Genomic DNA, 21,897 nt, shown 5'->3' on the forward strand with positions numbered 1-21,897 from the left:
ATGACGAGCGCACGTGGGGAATATCCAAGGATTTTCCCAGCCAGCGCGAAATTCAATTGCAAGATCAAAACTACGATTCATTGAAACTGCAAGGGGTCTGCAAAGACTTCTTGCTCGTGAACACTGAAGGGAGTTCGCATGAAAAAAGCATTTTGTCTTTTGCTGATCCTGTTGTCTGTTGGAGTCGGGACTGCGTTTGGGGGAGCTTGTCCTCCGGGTCCCCCGACCTCGCGCGGTAACGGCCAGGTCGCCGGGGTAGCCATACCGGGAGGAAGCCGGTATTACATGAAAGATGCCCTGATCGAGAATTTCGATTGCTTCGAACAGTTGAGCGCCTGGTTCCCCTCGTATTTTCACTCCTCGAACTCGATTTCTCCCACCCAGATTAACGTAGATATGGCCTACGCGGCCATGGCGACGGCGACGTTCTTCAACGTGGTGGTGCCAACGACCGGCAACTATACGCTGGGTGTCCGTTATGCCTATGCCTCCGGACTCTTCCCCGGGATCACAGTGCGACCGGAGGGAATCATGGTGAACGGCGTCGTCATTACCAACGACATGCAGTTCCCCATCACCGGCAATTTCGAGACCTTTGAATACGCGAGTATTGTGATTCCCCTGAAGGCCGGCACGAATACCGTTCAGATGTTCAACGTGGCGGGAGATGGTGTTTCCCGGGTTGATGTCCTGGACATAACGGCGGGCGGAACCCCTCCCAGTTGCAGTAGTGCACCCAGCGCGCCCAGCGGGCTGAGTGCGGCGGCAGTTTCTACCAGCCAGATCAACCTGAACTGGACAGCCAGCACCGCGCCCTCAGGCTGCACGGTTGGCTTCTACAACGTGTTCCGAAGCACGACCGCGGGGTTCACACCATCGGGCAGCAACCAGATTGCAAGCGGAGTGACCACCACGTCCTATGACGATATGACGGGGGTGTGTGCCACCACTTATCACTACGCAGCAGAGGCAGTTGATTCCGCGGGCGCTTCGATAGCTTCGAGCCAGGCCAGCGCTACAACGAGCACCTGCCCGACGACGGGCAGCGTCCAGATCAACTCCGGCGGGCCGGCAGTGAGCCCGTTCGTGGCTGACGAGGACTTCGCCGGCGGCGGCACCATCACTCATGCGAACACGATCGATTTAAGTGGAGTGACCAACCCGGCGCCTATGGCGGTCTACCAGACGGCGCGCAGCGGGAACTTCTCTTACACGATTCCAGGTTTTACTGCGGGATCGAGCCACACGGTGCGGCTGCACTTTGCCGAAACCTACTTCTCGGCAGCGGGTTCCCGAACCTTCAACGTGAGCATCAACGGCACGCAAGTATTGACGAACTTCGATATTTTTGCGGCCGCGGGCGCCAAGAACAAAGCCGTGATTGAACAGTTCACGGAAAACGCGAGCTCCACCGGCGGTTACGTGATCACGTTTACCTCGGTGGTCAACAACTCCCTGGTAAGCGGGATTGAGGTTCAGTAACTCATGTGAGTAAGTGGGGCAGTCCATCAAGATTGCCCCACCCAAAGCAGTGGTGTTCATAGCTATAAGACTTAACTCAGTTAAGCAGGTCCAGGGTTTGTGAAACCAGAACCTGCCTCTGAAAGAGCCGCAAGAAAAGGAAATGCAATGAGCGCTGTAATGTCGAAGGGAAGATGGGCCTGGCTGTGTTTTTTCGGTCTCGCAGCCGTGTTGCTGCTTGGCAGTGTCTCCGCATTTGCTCAAGTCAACGTTACCACTCAGCACAACGATCTGGCGCGGACCGGGCAGAACCTCAATGAAACTGCACTGACGCCGGCGAACGTGAACGTGAATCAGTTCGGGTTGCTGTTCAAGGCCCCGGTAGATAACCAGGTTTACGCGCAACCGCTGATCGTATCGGGTGTCAGCATCGGCGGCGGCACGCACAACGTGGTCTATATCGTTACCACGAGCAACAGCGTCTATGCCTTCGACGCCGATAGCGGGACTCAGTACTGGCATGTCAATCTGGGAACCCCGATAGCCAACACCGACTACGGCGCCGGCTGCGTGGATATCAACGGCAACGCCGGGATCATCGGCACGCCGGTGATTGATCCCGTTGCGGGAACGCTTTACGTCGTAAACTCCCTCAACAGCGGCGGCGCTTTTTCCTTCATGCTGCACGCGCTCAGTATTAGCACCGGGGCGGACAAGGCCGGAAGCCCGGTGCAGATTACCAACACGGCTTTTAGCGCTTTGGTCCAGAACCAGCGCGCGGGTTTAGCGCTAAGCAATGGCAACGTTCTGGTTCCCTTCAGCTCCCACTGCGACATGGGGGCATATCACGGATTCCTGTTTGCTTACAACGCTTCGACTCTGGCGCCGGTGGCGGTTTTTAACACGTCGCCTACGGGCAGCCAGGATAGCCTGTGGATGTCAGGGCAAGGCCCGGCGGTCGACTCGGCGGGCAACATTTATTTCGGAACCAGTAACGGCACCTGGGACGGAGTTTCGAACTTTAGCGAGAGCTTCATCAAGCTCAACCCGAACCTCACGCTTGCCGACTGGTTTACCGCTGCAAATCACGCGAACCTGGATGGAGGCGATCTAGACCTCGATACCTCAGGCCCGCTGCTGGTGCCGCCGGGGAACCGGCTGATCATGGTCGGCAAATCCGCCACGGGATATGTGATCAACGCCACCAACCTTGGGCATCTGGGCGACGCGAGCGCCGTGCAGACGATCACGCTCGGTGGAGCCCTTCATGGCAGCGCTATCTATTGGAACAGCGCCGTGAACGGACCCGAAGTCTACATGTGGGCCCAAAGTGACAACTTGAAGGCGTTTCAGTTCAACGGCAACACTTTGAACACGCCCAATTTTCAGACGAGCTCCGATTTTATCGGCGGAGAACCCGGCGCCTATCTCTCGCTTTCGGCCAACGGCAACACCAACGGGATCGTGTGGGCCAACGCTGTCCTCAGCGGCGACGCCAATCACGGCACGATCCCTGGTGTTCTCCGGGCATTTAACGCCAACAATATCGCCACTGAGCTTTATAACAACCAGCAGAACGCTGGCCGCGATAGCTGCAATAATTTCGCCAAGAATGGCTACTCCACAATCGCCAACGGAAAAGTGTATCTCCCGAGCTTTGGCACAGCCGACGCCGGTAGCGGGCAACTTTGCGTCTACGCTGTGTTGCCTACCAATTGCACTGTGCCTACGATCCCAACTGGGTTAAGTGCGACCGCAGCTTCCAGCAGTCAGATCAACTTGAGCTGGATGGCTGGCACGTCGAACTGCCCGGTCAGCTACAGCGTTTTCCGCAGCACAACGCCAGGGTTTACGCCCTCTATCAATAACCAGATTGCGAGTGCGATTTTCGCTACGACTTACTCAGACCCCACGGTTGTAGCCTCTACCACCTACTACTACCTGGTGGAAGCAACCACTTTGGCGGGCGCTTCCGCGCCTTCGAACCAGGGCAGCGCAACCACACCAACCGGCTTGGCAGCGTTTGCCATCAACTCCGGGGGAAGCGCGGCGGGCAGCTTCATCGCCGATACTGATTTCAATGGTGGTGGCGCCTCCATCTCGGCGAACATTATTGACAGCTCGGCGGTTACCAACCCTGCGCCCCAGGCGGTTTACCAGAGCGAACGATTCGGCAACTTCACTTACACCATTCCGGGTTTCAATCCCGGAGCTCCTTACACCGTGCGGTTGCACTTCGCTGATTTTTTCTGGAGCACGGCGGGGCAGCGCGTGTTCAACGTTTTGATCAACGGAACGCAGGTGCTGACCAACTTCGACATTATTGCCGCGGCTGGGGCCAAGAATAAAGCGATCGTTGAGCAGTTTAATGCGAATGCAAATCCCAGCGGCCAGTTTGTGATCCAGTATGTAACCGTCAAGGACAACGCCAAGTCCAGCGGTATCGAAATTATCAGCAGCGGCGGTTGCAGCGCGCCCACAGCTCCGAGCGCACTGGGCGCCACCGCAATTTCCAGCAGCCAGATCAACCTGAGTTGGACCGCGAGCACTTCATCCTGCACGCCCAGTTATAACGTGTTCCGCAGCACTACCTCGGGCTTCACGCCCTCGAGCGGCAACCAGATTGCGAGCGGAGTATCCGCCACGACTTACTCGGACATCGGTCTGACGGCTTCGACGACGTACTTCTATTTAGTGGAAGCCACCAACTCGGGCGGGACATCAGCAGCCTCGAACCAAACCAGCGCAACCACACAAGCTGGGACAGGCGGCGGCAGCATCCAGATCAACTCCGGCGGTCCGGCGGTAAGTCCGTTCGTGGCCGACGAAGATTTTGTGGGAGGGGGGGCCAGCGGCACCGGCAACACAATAGACACATCCGCTGTAATCAATCCGGCGCCGATGGCGGTCTATCAGACCGAGCGCTTCGGCAACTTCACCTACACCATTCCCGGCCTCAATGCCGGGGCTTCCTACACGGTGCGGCTGCACTTCGCCGAATTCTACTGGACGATGGTGGGGCAGCGCGTCTTCAACGTTCTGATCAACCAGAACCAGGTGCTCACTAACTTCGACATCATTGCGGCTGCGGGAGCGGCGAATAAGGCAATCGTCGAGCAGTTCACGGCTACCGCCAACAGCAGCGGCCAGATCGTGATTCAGTATGTCACTGTCAAGGACAACGCCAAATCCAGCGCCATTGAAATCATCAGCGGCGGTGGTTCTTGCACTGCGCCGTCGGCCCCAACTGGATTGAGCGCCACAGCAGCATCCAGCAGTCAGATCAATTTGAGCTGGACGGCAAGCACGTCATCTTGCGCGGTGAACTACAACGTCTTTCGCAGCTTGACGTCAGGCTTCACGCCTTCGAGCAGCAACCAGATTGCGAGCAACGTGAGCAGTACTTCGTTCTCGGATACGGGGCTGGCGGCTTCGACAACCTATTACTACGTAGTGGAAGCCACGAACGCGGGCGGTACATCAGCAGCTTCCAATCAGACGAGTGCAACCACGCAAGCCGGAACGGGAGTTGTCCAGATCAATTGTGGCGGTCTCGCGGTAAGCCCCTTCGTGGCCGATGAGTTCTTCTCCGCCAGCGGCACCATCAATCACGCCAACACCATTGACCTGAGCGGGGTGACGAACCCGGCGCCGATGGCCGTTTACCAAAGCGCGCGCATTGGGAATTTTACCTACACGATTCCGGGTTTTGCCGCCGGATCGAGCCATACCGTGCGCCTGCACTTTGCCGAGACTTACTTCACCGCCGCTGGTTCGCGGACGTTTAACGTGAGCATCAACGGCACGCAGGTGCTGACCAACTTCGATATTGTTGCGGCCGCCGGCGCCAAGAACAAGGCAGTGATCAAACCGTTCACTGCGAATGCAAATGCCAGCGGCCAGTACGTGATCACGTTCACGACCGTGGTCAACAACTCACTGGTGAGCGGGATCGAGGTCCAGTAGCAATCGAGCGATTGAATCCAGGAGGCATGCAATGCTGGAACACAAAAAAATCGGCGCGATCACTCTGTTTCTGGTCCTGGCGTTATTTTGTGTGCCGGGAACTGCTTGGACCCAATCTCCCGTTGGAGTGACGGTTGACCAAACCACCCCCGGACAGACGGTCTCCCCTGACTTCGAGGGCTTCAGCGTCGAAATGCTCCTGGCCTTTCCCGACAGCAGCGGGAACTACCTATTCAGCGGGAATAACACCGCTCTCATCGGAATGTTCAAGAGCCTTGGCATCAAAAGCCTGCGCATGGGCGGCAACAGCGCCGACAATGTCGCCGATAACAACGGCCAGCTCCCAATCGATGCAACCTGCGCGGCGGCCAATAAATGCCCCAACGCCGACAGCCTGTACGCCTTTGCCCAGGCCGCCGGCGTCAATGTGCTCTTCACGTTGCGATTGAAGGTTTACGATCCGAACGCAGCCGCTGTAGAAGCTGGTTACATCATGAAGCACTACGCTGGGTTGACCAAGTGCTTTCAGGTGGGCAACGAGCCGAACGTCTACATCGACAGTTACAGCACATACGACACCGATTTCAAGGCTTATAGGAGTGCAGTCTTGAACGTTGCTCCCACCGCGACGTTCTGTGCTCCGGCAGTGACCAATGGCGGCGGCCAGCCCTGGGCCGAGTCATTCGCGACCGAGTACAAGGGGGACCCAACGATTCAATTGGTCTGCGGACACTATTACCCGGGTGCACGGACAGGCACGATTACCGGCGACATCAACTATATATTGGACCCCAGCAGACTGGTCGGAGGCGCGAACAACTACACCCAGTACTACAACAACTTTCCAAGTTTCGCCGTAGCCGCAGGAGAAACCTGGCGGCTCGAGGAGACCAATAGCCTGGTCAGCCAGGGCGAGACGGGCGTGAGCGACGTTTATACATCTACGCTTTGGGCGCTTGACTACCAGCATTGGTGGGCCCAGCAGCGCAACGCCGGCGGGCTCAATTTTCACGAAGGCGCTTCGTCTGTTTATAACGCCTTCGTGCCGACTACGTTGAGCAGCAGCTACACCGCCAGACCTGTTGCCTATGGAATCAAGGCCTTCAGTCTCGGGGGCGCGGGGCAAAACGTCACAACTACGGTCAGCTCGAATCCGAATAGTGTCAATATCACGGCCTACGGCCTGCTGGATCCCACAACGGGAAACTTGTTCGTAACCCTCATCAATAAGGAGCACTTCACGGGAGCGAAGAACGCGACGGTTACTCTGAATCCTGGGGCAGCTTATACCGGCGGAAAAATGTGGGCTCTGCAGCAAGCGAACGGCGACGTTACCGTTGCCACCGGCATTACGCTTGGTGGTGCAACCATCGGTGGAGACGGCACCTGGAACGGCACGGCGTCTACGATCTCGCCAGCGAGTTCCGGAGATTTCAGCATCGCTGTCCCTGCAGCCAGTGCAGCCATCGTAGAGTTGACCGGAAAAGGCACTCCACCACCACCACCGCAACCGCCTTCAAACTTGGCGGCCAGCGCCATTTCCAGCAGCCAGATCAACCTGAGTTGGACAGCCTCGCCGACCTCGGGCGTTACTTACAGCATTTTCCGCAGCACGACCTCTGGATTCACGCCCTCCAGCGGCAACCAGATCGCGAGCGGGGTAAGCACCACGTCCTTCTCGGATACGACGGCATCGTGCAATACCACCTACTTCTATCTAGTGGAAGCCGCCAACGTGGGCGGCACCTCCGCGCCAGCCAACCAGGCCAGTGCGACAACCCAGGCCTGCGTTACTCCAACCATTCAGATCAACTCCGGCGGGCCGGCGGTGAGTCCGTTTGTAGCCGATGAAGACTTTGCGGGCGGCGGCACCATCAACCACGCCAACACCATTGACCTGAGCGGAGTGACTAACCCCCCGCCGATGGCGGTTTACCAGACGGGGCGCACAGGCAATTTCACCTACACCATTCCGGGATTTAGTCCCGGATCGAGCCAGACGGTGCGGCTGCACTTTGCTGAGACCTTCTTCTCGACGACTGGTTCCCGGGTCTTCAATGTGAGCATCAACGGGACACAGGTGCTGACGAACTTCGATATCGTTGCGGCTGCGGGCGCCAAAAACAAGGCCGTCATCGAGCAGTTCAATGGTGAAGCTGCGAACTCCAGCGGCCAGTACGTGATTCAGTTCACCTCGGTAGTCAACAATTCGCTGGTAAGCGGGATCGAAATCACGACGGGTGCTGTTTGCAACATACCCACAGCGCCCAGCGGTCTGACCGCGATGGCGGTTTCCAGCAGCCAGATCAACCTGAGCTGGACCGCCAGCACGTCGAACTGCACGCCGACCTACAACGTGTTCCGCAGCACGACATCGGGCTTCACGCCGTCAAGCAGCAACCAGATCGCCAGCGGAATCATGGGCACGTCCTTTTCTGATACTGGGCTGGCGGCTTCGACGCCGTACTTCTATTTAGTAGAAGCCACCGATTCAGCGGGCACATCGGCGGCATCCAATCAGGCCAGCGCAACCACGCTTGCCTCTTGCACAACAGTGCCCACCGCGCCCAGCGGGCTGGGGGCGACGGCAGTTTCCGGGAGCCAGATCAACTTGAGCTGGACTGCAAGTACGGCGTCAGGATGCACGGTCACCTACAACGTGTTCCGCAGCACGACTTCGGGCTTCACACCGTCAAGCAGCAACCAGGTCGCCAGCGGAGTGACGGGTACCGCCTTCTCCGATACCGGGCTGGCCGCTTCGACGACGTATTTCTATCTAGTAGAAGCCACCGACTCGGCGGGCACATCCGGACCATCGAATCAAGCCAGCGCAACCACGATCATATTGCAGTGTTTCTGCATCAATGCCGGTGGCCCGGCAGTGAGCCCATTTCTCGCCGATCAGGACTTCGCCGGAGGCGGCACCATCAATCACGCCAACACCATTGATCTGAGCGGGGTGACGAACCCAGCGCCCATGGCGGTCTACCAAACCGCGCGTGTGGGGAACTTCACCTACACACTTCCGGGCTTCACTGCGGGATCAAGTCACACCGTGCGGTTGCACTTTGCCGAGACCTTCTTTTCAACCGCCGGTTCCAGGACATTTAACGTGAGCATCAACGGGACGCAGGTATTGACGAACTTCGATATCGTTGCCGCCGCGGGCGCCAAGAACAAGGCGGTGATCGAGCAGTTCACCGAGAACGCGAATTCCAGCGGGCAGTACGTGATCACGTTCACCTCGGTAGTTAACCAATCGCTTGTCAGCGGGATCGAGATTCAGTAGCAGTGGCAACCAACTCAATTTTTGGAGGAGTGCATGAAAACGCAGTTTGATTCGAGTCGCACTATAAAGCGGGTGGGTCTGTTCCTGCTTATCATTGCCATCGTCGCCGCTCCGGTAGCGGCTCAAACACGTCAATTCACCATCAAGAACAATTGTTCTGAAACCGTTTGGTTGGCAGGCGCGGGCACTCCAACGCCGGTCTTCAACGGTTCCCCCGGCGGGTTGGCAATGGCGCCCGGCACCACCGTAATCACCAGTGTTCCAGCACCGTGGGTGGCAGGCAGGTTCTGGGGACGGCGGAACTGCACCTTCGACAGCAGCGGCAAAGGATCATGCGCCACCGGCGACTGCGGCGGTCTGTTGCAATGCACACATACCGGGGCGGGGAATACCAGCCTGGCTGAGTTTACCCTGACCGGCACCACCGGCAGCGACAACTACGACGTCAGCCTGGTGGATGCCTTCGATTTTCCCATTTCGATCCAGCTCGACGACCCTGCTCCCTCGCACTGCGTCAATCCCGCGTGCCAGACGGATTTGCGCACTTTGTGCCCCGCAGACCAACAGAATAAGGATGCGGCGGGCAACGTGGTCGGGTGCAAGAGCTTGTGCGGAAAGTACAGCACACCCAACTACTGCTGCGGTGGTCCCTATGGCGTGCCGGGAGCGTGTAACAACGTTTCCTGGAATACGAATTTCCGCGCAACGGTCGTCAAAAACGCATGCCCATCGGTCTACGGCTATGCTTATGACGATGCTTCCAGCGATTTCGGATGTCATCCTCCTGCCGCACCCGGTTATATAGTCACTTTCTGCCCGGATTCCAGCGTTCCTAACGCGAACCCTAATACCAACCCTACTTTCACGATTACCGCTAGCGATAACGGCCAGACAGTAGCGCCGGGTAACTCCGTCACCTACCACCTCAACGTTATAGCAAGCAGCACCTTCAGCGGGACGGTGAATCTGGGCACGGCCCACATGCCGCAAAGCTGCACCTGGGCGGCCGGAGGAGCGGCAAGCTGTTCTACTGCCGCGTCATCGGCGACCTTTAGCACAACATCGGTGGCGCTTACGCCTGGCGCAACCGTCCCGGTTACGCTGACGATCAAAGCCAACGCCAGCCCAGCGCCGATCTTAGGCACAAGCAACATCGAAGTGATTGGGCAAAGCGGCGCTCTGGAGAATGTTTGGGAAGGCGCATTAACTGTGGCGGATCCTACAGCGCAGGATTACACGCTGCAAGTTACACCGAACACGCCGCAAACCATCGCACCGGGCGGTTCGATGGTTTACAACATGACTCTGACGCCGCTTAACGGCTTCACCGGGACCGTCAATTTCCTTTCCTTTGGTACGCCCCCGGGCACAGTCTCGTTCAGTCCGGGTTCAGTCACCTTGTCGGGCTCGGCCCAGACGGCAACTTTTACAGTCAACAGTTCAACAGGCGCCACGAAAAAGACTTATTATCCCCTGATTACGACATTCACCGGGAACCGCCTGCACGATTCCCAAAACGCCCTGACGCTGTCTACTGGCGGAACCCCAGACTTCACGATCTCAGCCACGCCCAGTTCGCAGAGCGTAGTTCAAGGGAATAGCACCACCTACACGGTATCGGTCGGTGCGCTGAACGGGTTCACTGGAACCGTGTCGCTGGGAGCCAGCGGTTTGCCTTCGGGCTCAAACGCGAGCTTCAATCCTGCCTCGATCAGCGGTTCCGGCACATCCACGCTTACGGTTACGACCGCAACCTCGACTCCGGCAGGGAACTATACGCTGACCATTACGGGCACGAGCGGCAGCTTGTCGCATCCTGCCAACGTTACACTGACGGTCACGGGCACGCCACCTCAACCACCCTCAAACCTGACAGCGAGCACGGTCTCCAGCTCCGCTATCAACCTGGGTTGGACACCATCGCCGACCTCGGGGGTGACCTACAGTGTCTTCCGCAGCACGACGTCCGGTTTCACACCTTCGAGCAGCAACCAGATTGCGAGCGGCGTGACCAGCACATCCTTCGCAGATTCTGGACTGACGTGCGGCACAATGTACTTCTATCAGGTGGAAGCCGCCAACGCGGGTGGTACATCCACGCCGACCAACCAGGCCAGCGCGGCAACTCAAACCTGCGTCGGGCCGAACCTCGCCATCAACTCGGGCGGGCCGGCGGTGGCTCCCTTTGCCGCCGACGTAGATTTCGTGGGCGGCGGCACGATCAATCACGCCAACACTATTGATTTGAGTGGCGTGACTAGTCCGGCGCCGATGGCGGTGTATCAGACCGCGCGTACAGGAAATTTCACCTACACGATTCCGGGTTTTGCCCCCGGGTCGAGCCAGACGGTGCGGCTGCACTTTGCTGAAACGTTCTTCGCGGCTGCTGGTTCCCGGGTGTTCAACGTGACTATCAACGGCACGCAGGTATTGACCAACTTCGATATCTTTGCGGCCGCAGGCGCGAAGAACAAAGCGGTCATCGAGCAGTTCACGGAAGCGGCAGATTCCAGCGGCAACTACGTGATCCAGTTCACCTCGGTGGTCAACAACTCTCTGGTGAGCGGGATCGAAATTCTCACGTCCCAATCTTGCGCGCCGCCCACCACGCCCAGCGGACTGAGCGCCATAGCAGCTTCCAGCAGCCAGATCAACCTGAGCTGGGCAGCGAGCAGTTCCTCCTGCGCGGTGACCTACAGCGTATTCCGCAGCACAACTTCCGGCTTCATACCCTCGAGCAGCAACCAAGTCGCGAGCGGAGTGACGGGCACGTCCTTCTCGGATGGAGGGTTGGCGTGCAGCACTACCTACTTCTATGTAGTCGAGGCTGTCAATTCGGGCGGCACATCAGCGTCGTCGAACGAGGTGAGTGCTACCACCCCACCCTGTATGGGAATCCGGATCAACTCGGGTGGGCCGGCGGTGAGTCCGTTCGTAGCCGACGTGGATTTCGCTGGAGGCGCCACAATCAATCACGCCAATACGGTTGATCTCAGCGGGGTGACCAACCCAGCGCCCATGGCGGTCTATCAAACCGCACGCGTGGGGAACTTCACCTACACGATTCCAGGATTCGGGGCGGGATCGAGCCACACGGTGCGGCTGCACTTTGCCGAGACCTTCTTTGCTTCCGCCGGCTCCCGAACGTTCAATGTGACCATCAACGGGACTCAGGTATTGACGAACTTCGATATTTTTGCGGCTGCCGGAGCCAAGAACAAGGCAGTGATTAAGCAGTTCACGGAAAACGCGAACCCCAGTGGCCAGTACGTGATCACGTTCACCTCAGTGGTCAACCAGTCTCTGGTGAGCGGGATTGAAGTCCAGTAGCAGCAGATTGGGAGGAGTGCATGAAAACGCAGCTTGGTTCGTGTAGCACAATAGAGCGAGCGGGTCTGTTTCTGATCATCATTGCCATCGTCGCTGCTCCGGCAGCGGCTCAAACGCGTACGTTCACGGTTAAAAATAATTGCTCCGAAACCGTTTGGGCGGCGGCGTCCGCCACCCAGGGGCCCCTCGTCTTCAACGGCACTTCTACGGGGGGTATAGAATTGCTCCCCGGCGCGACCGCAACCGCAACCGTTGCAATACCGTGGTCTGCGGGAAGGATCTGGGGGCGGCGAAACTGCACCTTCGACAGCAGCGGCAAGGGATCATGCGCCACCGGAGACTGCGGCGGCGTTCTGAATTGCGCGCATTCCGGGGCGGGGAACACCACGCTTACTGAGTGGACCCTCGACGGCGGCACCATCCCCGACAATTATGACGTCAGCATTGTGGATGCCTTCGATTTTCCCATCTCGATCCAGCTCGATGACCCCAACCCGAACCATTGTGTAAATTCCGCATGCTCGGCGGATCTCCGCAGCTTTTGTACGGGGGATCAGCGGACCCTGGATTCGGCGGGAAACGTGGTCGGGTGCAAGAGCCTGTTCGGAAAATACCTGACGCCGAACTATGGCTGCACCGGCCTGTATGGAGTGCCCGCATCCTGCAACAACGTCTCGTGGAACACGAATTGGCGGGGGACGGTCGTCAAGAAGCACTGTCCTTCCTCTTACGGCTATCCGTATGACGACCCTTCGAGCGACATCGCTTGCCTTCCCGCCCCCGCGACCGGCTATATCGTCACCTTCTGCCCGGCTTCGACGGTCCCCAACGGCGATCCCACGGTCTCACCGAGTTTTCTGATTACGGCCAGCAATGACGGCCAGACGGTGACCCCGGGTAACTCGGTGACCTACAACCTGAACCTCACGGCCAGCAGCACGTTTACCGGGACGGTGGCCCTAAGCTTGAACGACGCACCGTCGAGCTGCACGTGGTCCGGCACCGGTGGTAAATACTCATCGAGCTGCCATGTGGCTTCGACCGCCACGTTCAGCACGCCGTCGGTTTCGCTGACGCCGAACGCGGTAGTGCCTGTGACGCTGACCATCCATGCGAACACCAGCCCCGCCCCCAGCCTTCAAACCAGCGGTATCGAGGTGATGGGGCGTAGCGGCGCTTATCAGAATGTTTGGGAAGGGCAAATCACGGTGGCCGATCCTACGGCGCCGGATTACACGCTTCAAGTTACTCCCACTGCTCCGCAAACCATCGCGCCGGGCAGCTCGATTACCTATAACCTGACGCTCACGCCGTTGAACGCGTTCAGCGGGACGGTGAGCCTGGCTTCGTTTGGTGGTGTTCCGGGCACAGCCACGTTCAATCCGGCCACGGTTACGCTTTCTGGGTCGGGTTCCCAGACGGCTACGCTCACCCTTGCCACTCCGTCTACGGCGACGAAGAAGACCTATTACCCGCTCATCAGCACCTTTACTGCGAATCGCCTGCATGATTTCCAGACTAGCCTGACGCTGTCTACGGGTGGAACCCCAGATTTCACGATCGCAGCCACGCCCAGTTCGCAGAGTGTCGTAGCCGGAAATAGCACCACCTATACGGTGTCAGTCAGTCCGCAGAACGGCTTTACTGGGAGCGTGTCGCTGGGCGCCAGCGGATTGCCCTCCGGCGCGAGCGCCAGCTTTAATCCTGCCTCGATCAGCGGCTCGGGCACATCCATTGCGACCATTACGACCAGCAGCACAACTCCGGCAGGGAACTATACGCTCACTATCACCGGTACGAGCGGCAGCTTGTCGCATCCTGCGAACGTGACGCTGACAGTGACTGGGTCTGTACAGCCGCCGCAACCGCCCTCGAATCTCATGGCGAATGCGGTTTCCAGCTCCGCCATCAATCTGAGCTGGACAGCGTCGCCGACCTCCAGCGTTACCTACGATGTCTTTCGCAGCACGACGTCTGGTTTCTCACCCTCCAGCAGCAACCAGATTGCGAGTGGAGTGACAGTCACATCCTTCTCGGATTCTGGGTTGACCTGTAACACCGCGTACTTCTATCTGGTGGAAGCGGCAAATTCAGGCGGCACGTCGTCACCTTCGAACCAAGCCAGCGCAACCACGCAAGCGTGTGTTGTTGCGCCCGTCCAGATCAATGCCGGCGGGCCGGCGGTGAGTCCGTTCGCTGCCGACATGGACTTCACCGGTGGCAGCACCATTAATCACGCCAACACCATTGACCTGAGCGGAGTGACCAATCCGGCGCCCATGGCGGTCTACCAGACCGCGCGCGTTGGCACTTTCACCTATACGATTCCGGGCTTCACGGCGGGATCCAGCCATACCGTACGGCTGCACTTTGCTGAAACCTTCTGGGGGACGGCGGGGAGCCGAATCTTCAACGTGACCATCAACGGGACGCCGGTATTGACCAATTTCGATATCTTTGCCGCCGCTGGCGCCAAGAACAAGGCAGTCATCAAGCAGTTTACGGTGAACGCAAACAGCAGCAACCAGTATTCGATTACATTTACTACGCTGAAAGACAAGTCCTTGGTCAGTGGGATCGAAGTCCAGTAGCAATCAACTCGAGCCTGGGAAGTAGGCCCTCCCCCAGGCTCTTTTTTCGCTGGCTCTTTTTTCTCTGGAGGGGTACAGTTCTGCTTGTTGAGCGCCCGACAAGGCAGCTTGTTAAATTTAACGTTTTAAAAAGTTAATTTAACCGCATGAAACTTGACTCCTTTTGGGAAGCAGAAGAAACTCCGCGCTGGATAAAACTCAGCACTGTCTACAGCTGCTGAGGCAAGCAACGACGAGAGGAAGGGGTCTTTAAGGGGATGAAGCAGCTATGCAGCCTCCGCTCGGTGCTTGCGCCAAGCGCCCTGTTTGTAGGTGCTTAGCGCTTCCCATGGAAGCGTGGCATGGGCTCAACGGTGCCCTGTCCAACTTTGGGTGAACACCTCTGGCGCCACTGAGATCGTTATTGGCTTAAAGCAGCAACCGGCTGCCTTAGACGTGGGTGACACCAAGACTTTCCAGACGATGGAAGGTGATGGAGCAGTCCTTGTAAAGTGCGCTGGCACTCGCGAGTGTTCCACTACGCGCTCCCGGTGAATACCAGCGTGACTTTTCGCTGGCCGGGGACACCCGCAGGTACCGGGATGCACACAAGTTCGGAAAGCCGCAATCAGCGGAGACGGAATTCAGTAAGCTGGCTCGCGCAGGTCTCAGCGTGAGCGGCTGCATGAAGTAGGAGCAAGGGGAAGGCAAAACATAGAGACCATACTTTGCAACACTCTGGAGGAGAGAAACAGCCATGAAGACGAATCTAAATCAGTTAAAACAAGAGGCACATGCTGATCGTTCAAAGCGCGTGCATTTTCGAACATCACTTCTTTTGCAAGCGAGCGGGCAATTTCGCTGGTTTGCGTTAGCGGCCTTCGCGGCCGTATTTGCGGTTTTGTTTCTGACCGCGTTTGCACAGCCTGCCAGCGCGCAGGATGTCTTCGGGCGCATCTCCGGGACGGTCACAGACACTCAGGGCGCCGTTATTCCTGATGCGACCATCACCATTACCAACGAGCAGACGAAGATTTCACGGAGCCTGAAAACTGATGCTCACGGCTTCTACGTTGCTGACGATCTGCCCGTCGGCTTGTATACGGTGGGCGCTACTGCACAACAGGGTTTTAAGGGCCTCAAAAAGACGGGCAATGATTTGTCCGCCGGTGCTCACTTGGCCGTGGATTTGCAGCTCCAGGTCGGCGCCACTACCGATGTCGTAGAGGTGACCGCAACAGGTGAGACCGTCAATACGGTTTCCGGCGAGCTCGCCCGTACCGTCGATACTCAGCAGGTGCAGAACCTGGCCCTCAACGAGCGCAACTACGTAGAGTTGGTTTCGCTTATCCCCGGTGCGGCGCTTACCGCCTTCGACCAGACTGCGCTGACCACCGGCATGTCCACCACCGCCTCCAGCGTCAACGGCCGCCGGGCTGACGGCAACAATTTTACGGTGGACGGTGGCTTCAACATGGACTCGGGCTCGAACGCCACCCAACTGGATAACGTTGGCATTGATTTTATTCAGCAGGTCTCCATCAAAACCTCCAATTTTTCCGCGGAATACGGGCGTAACAGCGGCGCATCCGTCAATGTGGTGACCCGTAGCGGAGGCAATCAGTTCCACGGCACGGCCTTTGAATACCTGCGCAACAACGCATTCGATGCCATCCCCCCCAACAACAAGGTGAACATACCTCCGGGTACGCCAACCAAAAATCTGGAAAGCATTCTCCGCTACAACGACTTCGGATGGAACTTCGGCGGGCCCATTATCCATAAGAAATTGTTTTTCTTCGTAGGGGAGGAATGGAAGCGGATTCGTCAGCTTGCCGCGTCCCAAAAACTCACGATTCCTACTGCGGCCGAGTTGGCTGGTAACTTCAGTGCTTCAGGGCTGACACCGGCACAGTCACTCAAACTGCCTCCGCCTGCCTTCCGTCCCGCGGGCTGCACGCTCTTGGCTCCGAATGTGTTATCGCCGCAGTGCATCACGCCCGACGGCGCTGCCATCGCTGCGATCTATGCCAAGATGGCGACGGTGGCTTCGACCTTCAGCAACGCGGTCCAAGCTCAAAATGCGCTTTTTCAACCCAACAATCCGCAAAACTGGCGCGAAGATATCGTCCGTATTGACTATCAGCTCAACAACGCCCACAGCATATACGGCCGCTATATTCACGATGACCTTAACCTGATTGACTCCTTTGGGACCTTTGTTCCCGGGGGTAGCCTCCCCACCACTCCCACCAACCGTATACGGCCAGGGTATAGCTATCAGGTAGCCGACGTCTGGATCATCAATCCGCATCTAATCAATGAGGCGAAGTTCAACGTCTCTTGGAACAAGCAGCGCATCCCGCCCGCGGGCAACCTCTGGCAACGGTCAACCTATGGCTTCCAATTCACCCCGCCGCTAGGGTTCGTCGGAACTTTTCCTAATGGAATTCCTCACATTAGCTTCACCGGGATCGGGAATAATGCTCCAACCGCGGGGCCTGCCCAGGCACCAGGTCCATTTTTCTCGTTGCTCGCGCCCACCGTGGATATTAGCCCCTCCGATAACCTAACTTGGACCCTAGGAAGCCACACCCTGAAATTCGGGGTGATGTATGCCCGCAATCGTAAGGACCAGAACTCGCGTACGGATTCTTATAACGGCAGAATAATCTTCCAGGCTGGTGGGAACCCGAACACTACCAACGATCCCTTCGCCGATGCGCTCCTGGGGAACTTTCAAAGCTTCTCGCAACAGTCCGCGGACCCGGTCGGCCACTTCCGCTACAACAACACTGAGGCCTACATTAACGACAACTGGAAGGTCACCCGTAATTTGAGTCTCGAATTGGGTCTTCGTTATCAATACATAGGGCCGACCTACACCCAGGGCAATAACGTCGCCAACTTCGACCCAGCCCTGTACAACCCGGCTGCTGCTCCAACCCTGAGTGGCGGAAATTTCACTATTCCCGGTGGTCCCTTTCTCGACCAGGGATATGTGATTAATGGATTGGTGCGTCCGGGCGCCGTACCTGCAGAGCAGTTGGTTCGCGTGCCCGGCGGAAACAGCGCTTTTGTGCTGGCTGTGCCTGCGGGAGGTTCGCGTGGCCTCTATGGAGGCAAAAATCTGTTCGCGCCGCGCTTTGGTTTTTCCTTCTCGCCGTTTAGCGATGACAAGACCGTCATTCGCGGAGGCTTCGGGATTTTCTACGACAAGCCCGAGGGCAACATCATCTTCGGACAAACTGGCGTAGTGCCTTTTCTGCAGTCGGTACAATACAACAATGCCAATCTGTCGAACATTACCGGCGGCGCCGGGGTTACCCCGACCATCTTTGGCCTGAGCGCGGTAGACCCGAATTTCAAAAACGCCATGAGCATGCAGTACAGCTTTGGCATACAGCACGAACTTCCCTTCGGTGTTCTTATGGAAATGAATTATGTAGGAAACCAGGGGAGGCATGAGGTCCGCCAACCTAACATCAATGTGCCGACCTTTGAAACCGTCAATGCGGTGCTCAACGCTACTCCTGCATTTACAAGGATTACCCAGGTTGTAGTCAACCCCATTCGCCCCTTCGTGGGGTACACCGACATCACTCAGTTCCGCAGCGACAGCAACTCCAACTACAATGCCCTGCAGCTTTTTGCCACCAAGCGTAAGGGCAACCTGCTGGCCACGGCTAGCTATACCTGGTCGAGAGCATTAGGCGACACCAGCGGCATCAACGACAACCCTGAACCTGAATGTGCCTTTACCTGTGTTCTCCCCAACGGTCAAGCAATAACCTGGCGGCGCTTCGATTCCGGGCCGCTGAGTTTTGACCGGCGCCACATTTTCGTAGTTACGTATAACTATGAATTCCCGTTCTTCAAGAGTCAGCAAGGTCCAATCGGCGTTCTCCTGGGAGGCTGGCAGTTGGGCGGCATAACCAGGGCCCAGACCGGCCAACCCCTCACCATAACCGCCACGCAAGAGGTGGGAAACCAGAGTTTCACTCGACGAGCTGACATTGTCCCTGGTGTACCGATCTATTCGGGATTTACCTGCCCGCCGGTAACCAAGTGCTGGTTTGACCCGGGCAATACAGGAGGTGTTACCACCAACACGCCAGCGTTCGTGATAGCCTCCGTCCCGACGACCGGGGCACCAAGCGGACCGTTCAACCATGTAGGTAATGCCCCCACGGGAAACATCATTGGTCCAGGCTATTACGACTGGGACGTTTCCGTGCGCAAGAAGTTTCGCCTGCCCCGAGAAAGTATGGGTCTGCTGTTTCAGTTAGACTTCTTTAACGCCTTTAACCGTGCCAACTGGGGCAATCCGGGCACAAGTGCCTCAGGAGGCCTCGGAATCATCAACTCGGCTGCACCTCCACGCCAACTTCAATTCGGTTTGAAGTTCGCCTTCTGAACCATGGGGTTAGGACTCTGTTGCGAGAACTCACAACTCGCAACAGAGTCCCAGCCACGGGAAATCGAACATTTGAGAAATAAATCCTTGCGGCCCCAAACCCGTTTCTATAGCGGGTAGAGAGCTACGGAAGATGATCCATGGTAGGTCAGTAGCGGGAAGCGGCAAGGAGCAATCGCGGTAGAACGTCAAGGACCTTCACAATGAGAAGACTCTGTTATTTCCTCACAATCATGTTGCTGCTTGCACCCAGTGTTTTTGCGCAAGATCTGCCCCGTTCCCAGTCTGAGATTGAACAAAAAGTGGATTCGATTCTCAGCAAGATGACCCTCGAAGAAAAAATTGACATGATCGGCGGCCAGAATGCGTTTTACATTCGTGGCTATGAACGGCTTGGTCTGCCGGCTTTGAAAATGGCGGACGGACCGGTTGGGGTGAGGAATTATGGCCCCTCGACCGCCTACCCCGTGGGTATCGCGCTGGCCGCCTCTTGGGACCCCGAGCTGGTCAACCGTGTGGGCACGATGATTGGGCAAGAGGCCCGCGCCCGGGGCGTTCATTTCATGCTAGGGCCGGGAGTGAATATCTATCGCGCGCCCATGGCGGGCAGAAATTTTGAATACTACGGTGAGGACCCGTTCCTGGCGTCGCGCACGGCGGTGGCTTACATCAGGGGCATACAAAGCCAGGGCGTTATCGCTACCGTGAAACATTTCCTGGGGAACAACCAGGAATACGACCGCCACAACGTCAGCTCAGATATTGACGAGAGGACTTTGCGCGAAATCTATCTCCCGACCTTTGAAGCGGCGGTAAAAGAGGCGCACGTGGGCGCCATCATGGATTCCTACAATCTGGTCAACGGCATCCACATGACCCAGAACAATTATTTCAACACTCAGATTGCGAAAAAGGAGTGGGGCTTTGACGGCATTGTAATGTCGGACTGGGATTCTACTTATGACGGCGTTGCCGCCGCCACCACCGGGCTGGATTTGGAGATGCCTTCTGGCAAATTCATGAATCGCAAGAACCTGCTTCCCGCAATCCAGGAAGGGAAGTTGTCGGTTGCCACGCTGGACGACAAAATCCGGAGAATACTGCGTAAAGCGATCCAGTTTGGATTTCTGGATCGTGAACAGACCGATTTGAGCATACCGCGTTATAACCAGCAGGGGCGCCAGCTTGCGCTGGAAGCTGCCAAAGACAGCATGGTCCTGCTCAAGAATGAAGGCAATCTGCTGCCTCTCGACAAAAGCAAGATCAAGTCAATCGCAGTGATTGGACCGGATGCATATCCGGCTGTTCCCGGTGGTGGGGGCAGCTCGCGTGTGATGCCGTTTAAAGCCGTCAGTTACCTGGAAGGGCTCAGCGACTACCAGGGCGCCAGCGTAAAGGTCTATTACGACCGCGGCGTTCCCAAATGGGACGACGCCTTCGACACCACTGATTTCATGACTGCTGAAAGCGATGGTCAGAGGGGGCTTCGGCGGGAATATTTCGACAACATCAATCTGCAGGGTGAGCCGGTCATGACGCGAACCGACCGGCACGTCAATTTTCACGGCAGCATGGGAGGCGGTTCAGCCGCCAACTTCTCGGTGCGTTGGACCGGCTATTACACGCCGCAAAGCACAGGTGCCTACCAATTCTACGTGTCCACCAGGGGCGGCTACAGGTTGTATATCGATAATCGATCGGTTATCGACTATTGGCAGCAGCAGGAAAGCGATACCGTTCATACCTATCATGAAACGTTGCAGGCGGGTCGGGCCTACAAAATCACCTTGGAGTATTTCGAGAAAGGCAACGAGGCCAATATCGGCTTAGGGATTATCAGCTCTGAAACCCTTGCCGACCCGGCGGCTAAAACCCTGGCTGCGCAGGCCGACGTTGCGATTGTTTTTGTGGGATTCGATCCCTCGAGTGAAAAAGAGGGATCTGACCGCACATTCCAATTGCCCGCCGGTCAGGATGAACTCATCAATCAGGTTCTGAGCGCCAACAAGAAAACCATTGTGGTTGTGACCGCTGGCGGTAATGTTGACATGACACGATGGGTTGACCGCGTTCCAGCCCTGGTGCACGCCTGGTATCCAGGACAAGAGGGCGGCACCGCGTTGGCCCAGCTTCTCTTCGGCGATTTCAGCCCGTCGGGAAAGTTGCCCGTGAGTTTTGAGCGCCGCTGGGAAGATAGCGCAGTCTTCGACAGCTACTATCCGCAAGGCGATACGAAGAAAGTGACCTATACAGAAGGTATTTTTTTAGGGTACAGGCATTTCGATAAGGCCGCTACCAAACCGCTTTTTCCCTTTGGCTATGGACTGTCATACACCAAGTTCAAGTACAGCAATCTGGCGATCTCGCCTGACATAATGAAGGAGGATGGTACGATCACAGTTTCCTTCGACGTAACCAATACGGGAGAGCGCGAGGGCTCGGAGGTTGCCGAGGTTTATGTTGGGGACCGCCATGCGAGTGTCCCGCGTCCGGTCAAAGAACTCAAGGGATTTGCCAAAATACACCTGATGCCCGGTGAGACCCGCAAAGCAAGCGTGACCATTGATCGCAGAGCCCTGTCGTTCTACGACGTGAACAATAAACGGTGGAAGGCAGAACCGGGTGATTTTGACGTTTATGTAGCCAGTTCCGCGGAGCAGATCAATCTTCAGGGCAAGCTCACCCTGCAAGCCGGTGAAGCGGCTTCAGGATCCGCAATGGGAGGCAAGTGACAATGGTAGGGCCGGCATCTCGCCAGCTGTCATGTGTACGCCTGGTAACAAGAAGTGGTACCAAAGGGGTATCAAACCGTTGGTCTTCGAGGAATTGGAGCCTATAATTTTCTTGAGGTACGTCTGCAGTTG

At 57.2% G+C, this 21,897-nt stretch carries 7 protein-coding genes; all 7 read left to right on the plus strand.

Going from position 1 to position 21,897, the window contains the following annotated elements; genetic code table 11:
• The first annotated feature begins 138 nt into the window (after positions 1–138).
• The 7 genes from VK738_21195 (at position 139) to VK738_21225 (ending at position 21,765) form a co-directional block, all read left to right on the plus strand.
• Positions 139–1,482 (plus strand): malectin domain-containing carbohydrate-binding protein, encoded by a 1,344-nt coding sequence (locus VK738_21195; GenBank protein ID HTD25179.1) that lies wholly within the window; start codon positions 139–141, stop codon positions 1,480–1,482.
• Positions 1,483–1,641: 159 nt separating this feature from the next.
• A complete protein-coding gene (locus VK738_21200) occupies positions 1,642–5,427 on the plus strand; it encodes a malectin domain-containing carbohydrate-binding protein (GenBank protein HTD25180.1) in 3,786 nt (1,261 codons plus the stop codon).
• Positions 5,428–5,458: 31 nt separating this feature from the next.
• Entirely contained in the window at positions 5,459–8,716 is a 3,258-nt protein-coding gene (locus tag VK738_21205; GenBank protein ID HTD25181.1) for a malectin domain-containing carbohydrate-binding protein, read from the plus strand.
• Positions 8,717–8,749: 33 nt separating this feature from the next.
• On the plus strand, positions 8,750–12,046 hold the full coding sequence (locus tag VK738_21210; protein HTD25182.1) for a thaumatin family protein: 3,297 nt from the start codon (positions 8,750–8,752) through the stop codon (positions 12,044–12,046).
• A gap of 20 nt (positions 12,047–12,066) precedes the next feature.
• Positions 12,067–14,637, plus strand: coding sequence for a thaumatin family protein (locus VK738_21215; protein HTD25183.1), 2,571 nt, complete (start codon positions 12,067–12,069; stop codon positions 14,635–14,637).
• Positions 14,638–15,373: 736 nt separating this feature from the next.
• Complete coding sequence (locus VK738_21220; protein HTD25184.1) at positions 15,374–19,033, plus strand: carboxypeptidase regulatory-like domain-containing protein; 3,660 nt, start codon at positions 15,374–15,376, stop codon at positions 19,031–19,033.
• Between the two features lie 203 nt (positions 19,034–19,236).
• On the plus strand, positions 19,237–21,765 hold the full coding sequence (locus VK738_21225) for a glycoside hydrolase family 3 C-terminal domain-containing protein (protein HTD25185.1): 2,529 nt from the start codon (positions 19,237–19,239) through the stop codon (positions 21,763–21,765).
• Positions 21,766–21,897 lie beyond the last annotated feature (132 nt).

Source organism: Terriglobales bacterium, from assembly GCA_035487355.1.
In the GTDB taxonomy this organism is placed as follows: Bacteria; Acidobacteriota; Terriglobia; order Terriglobales; family Acidobacteriaceae; genus QIAW01.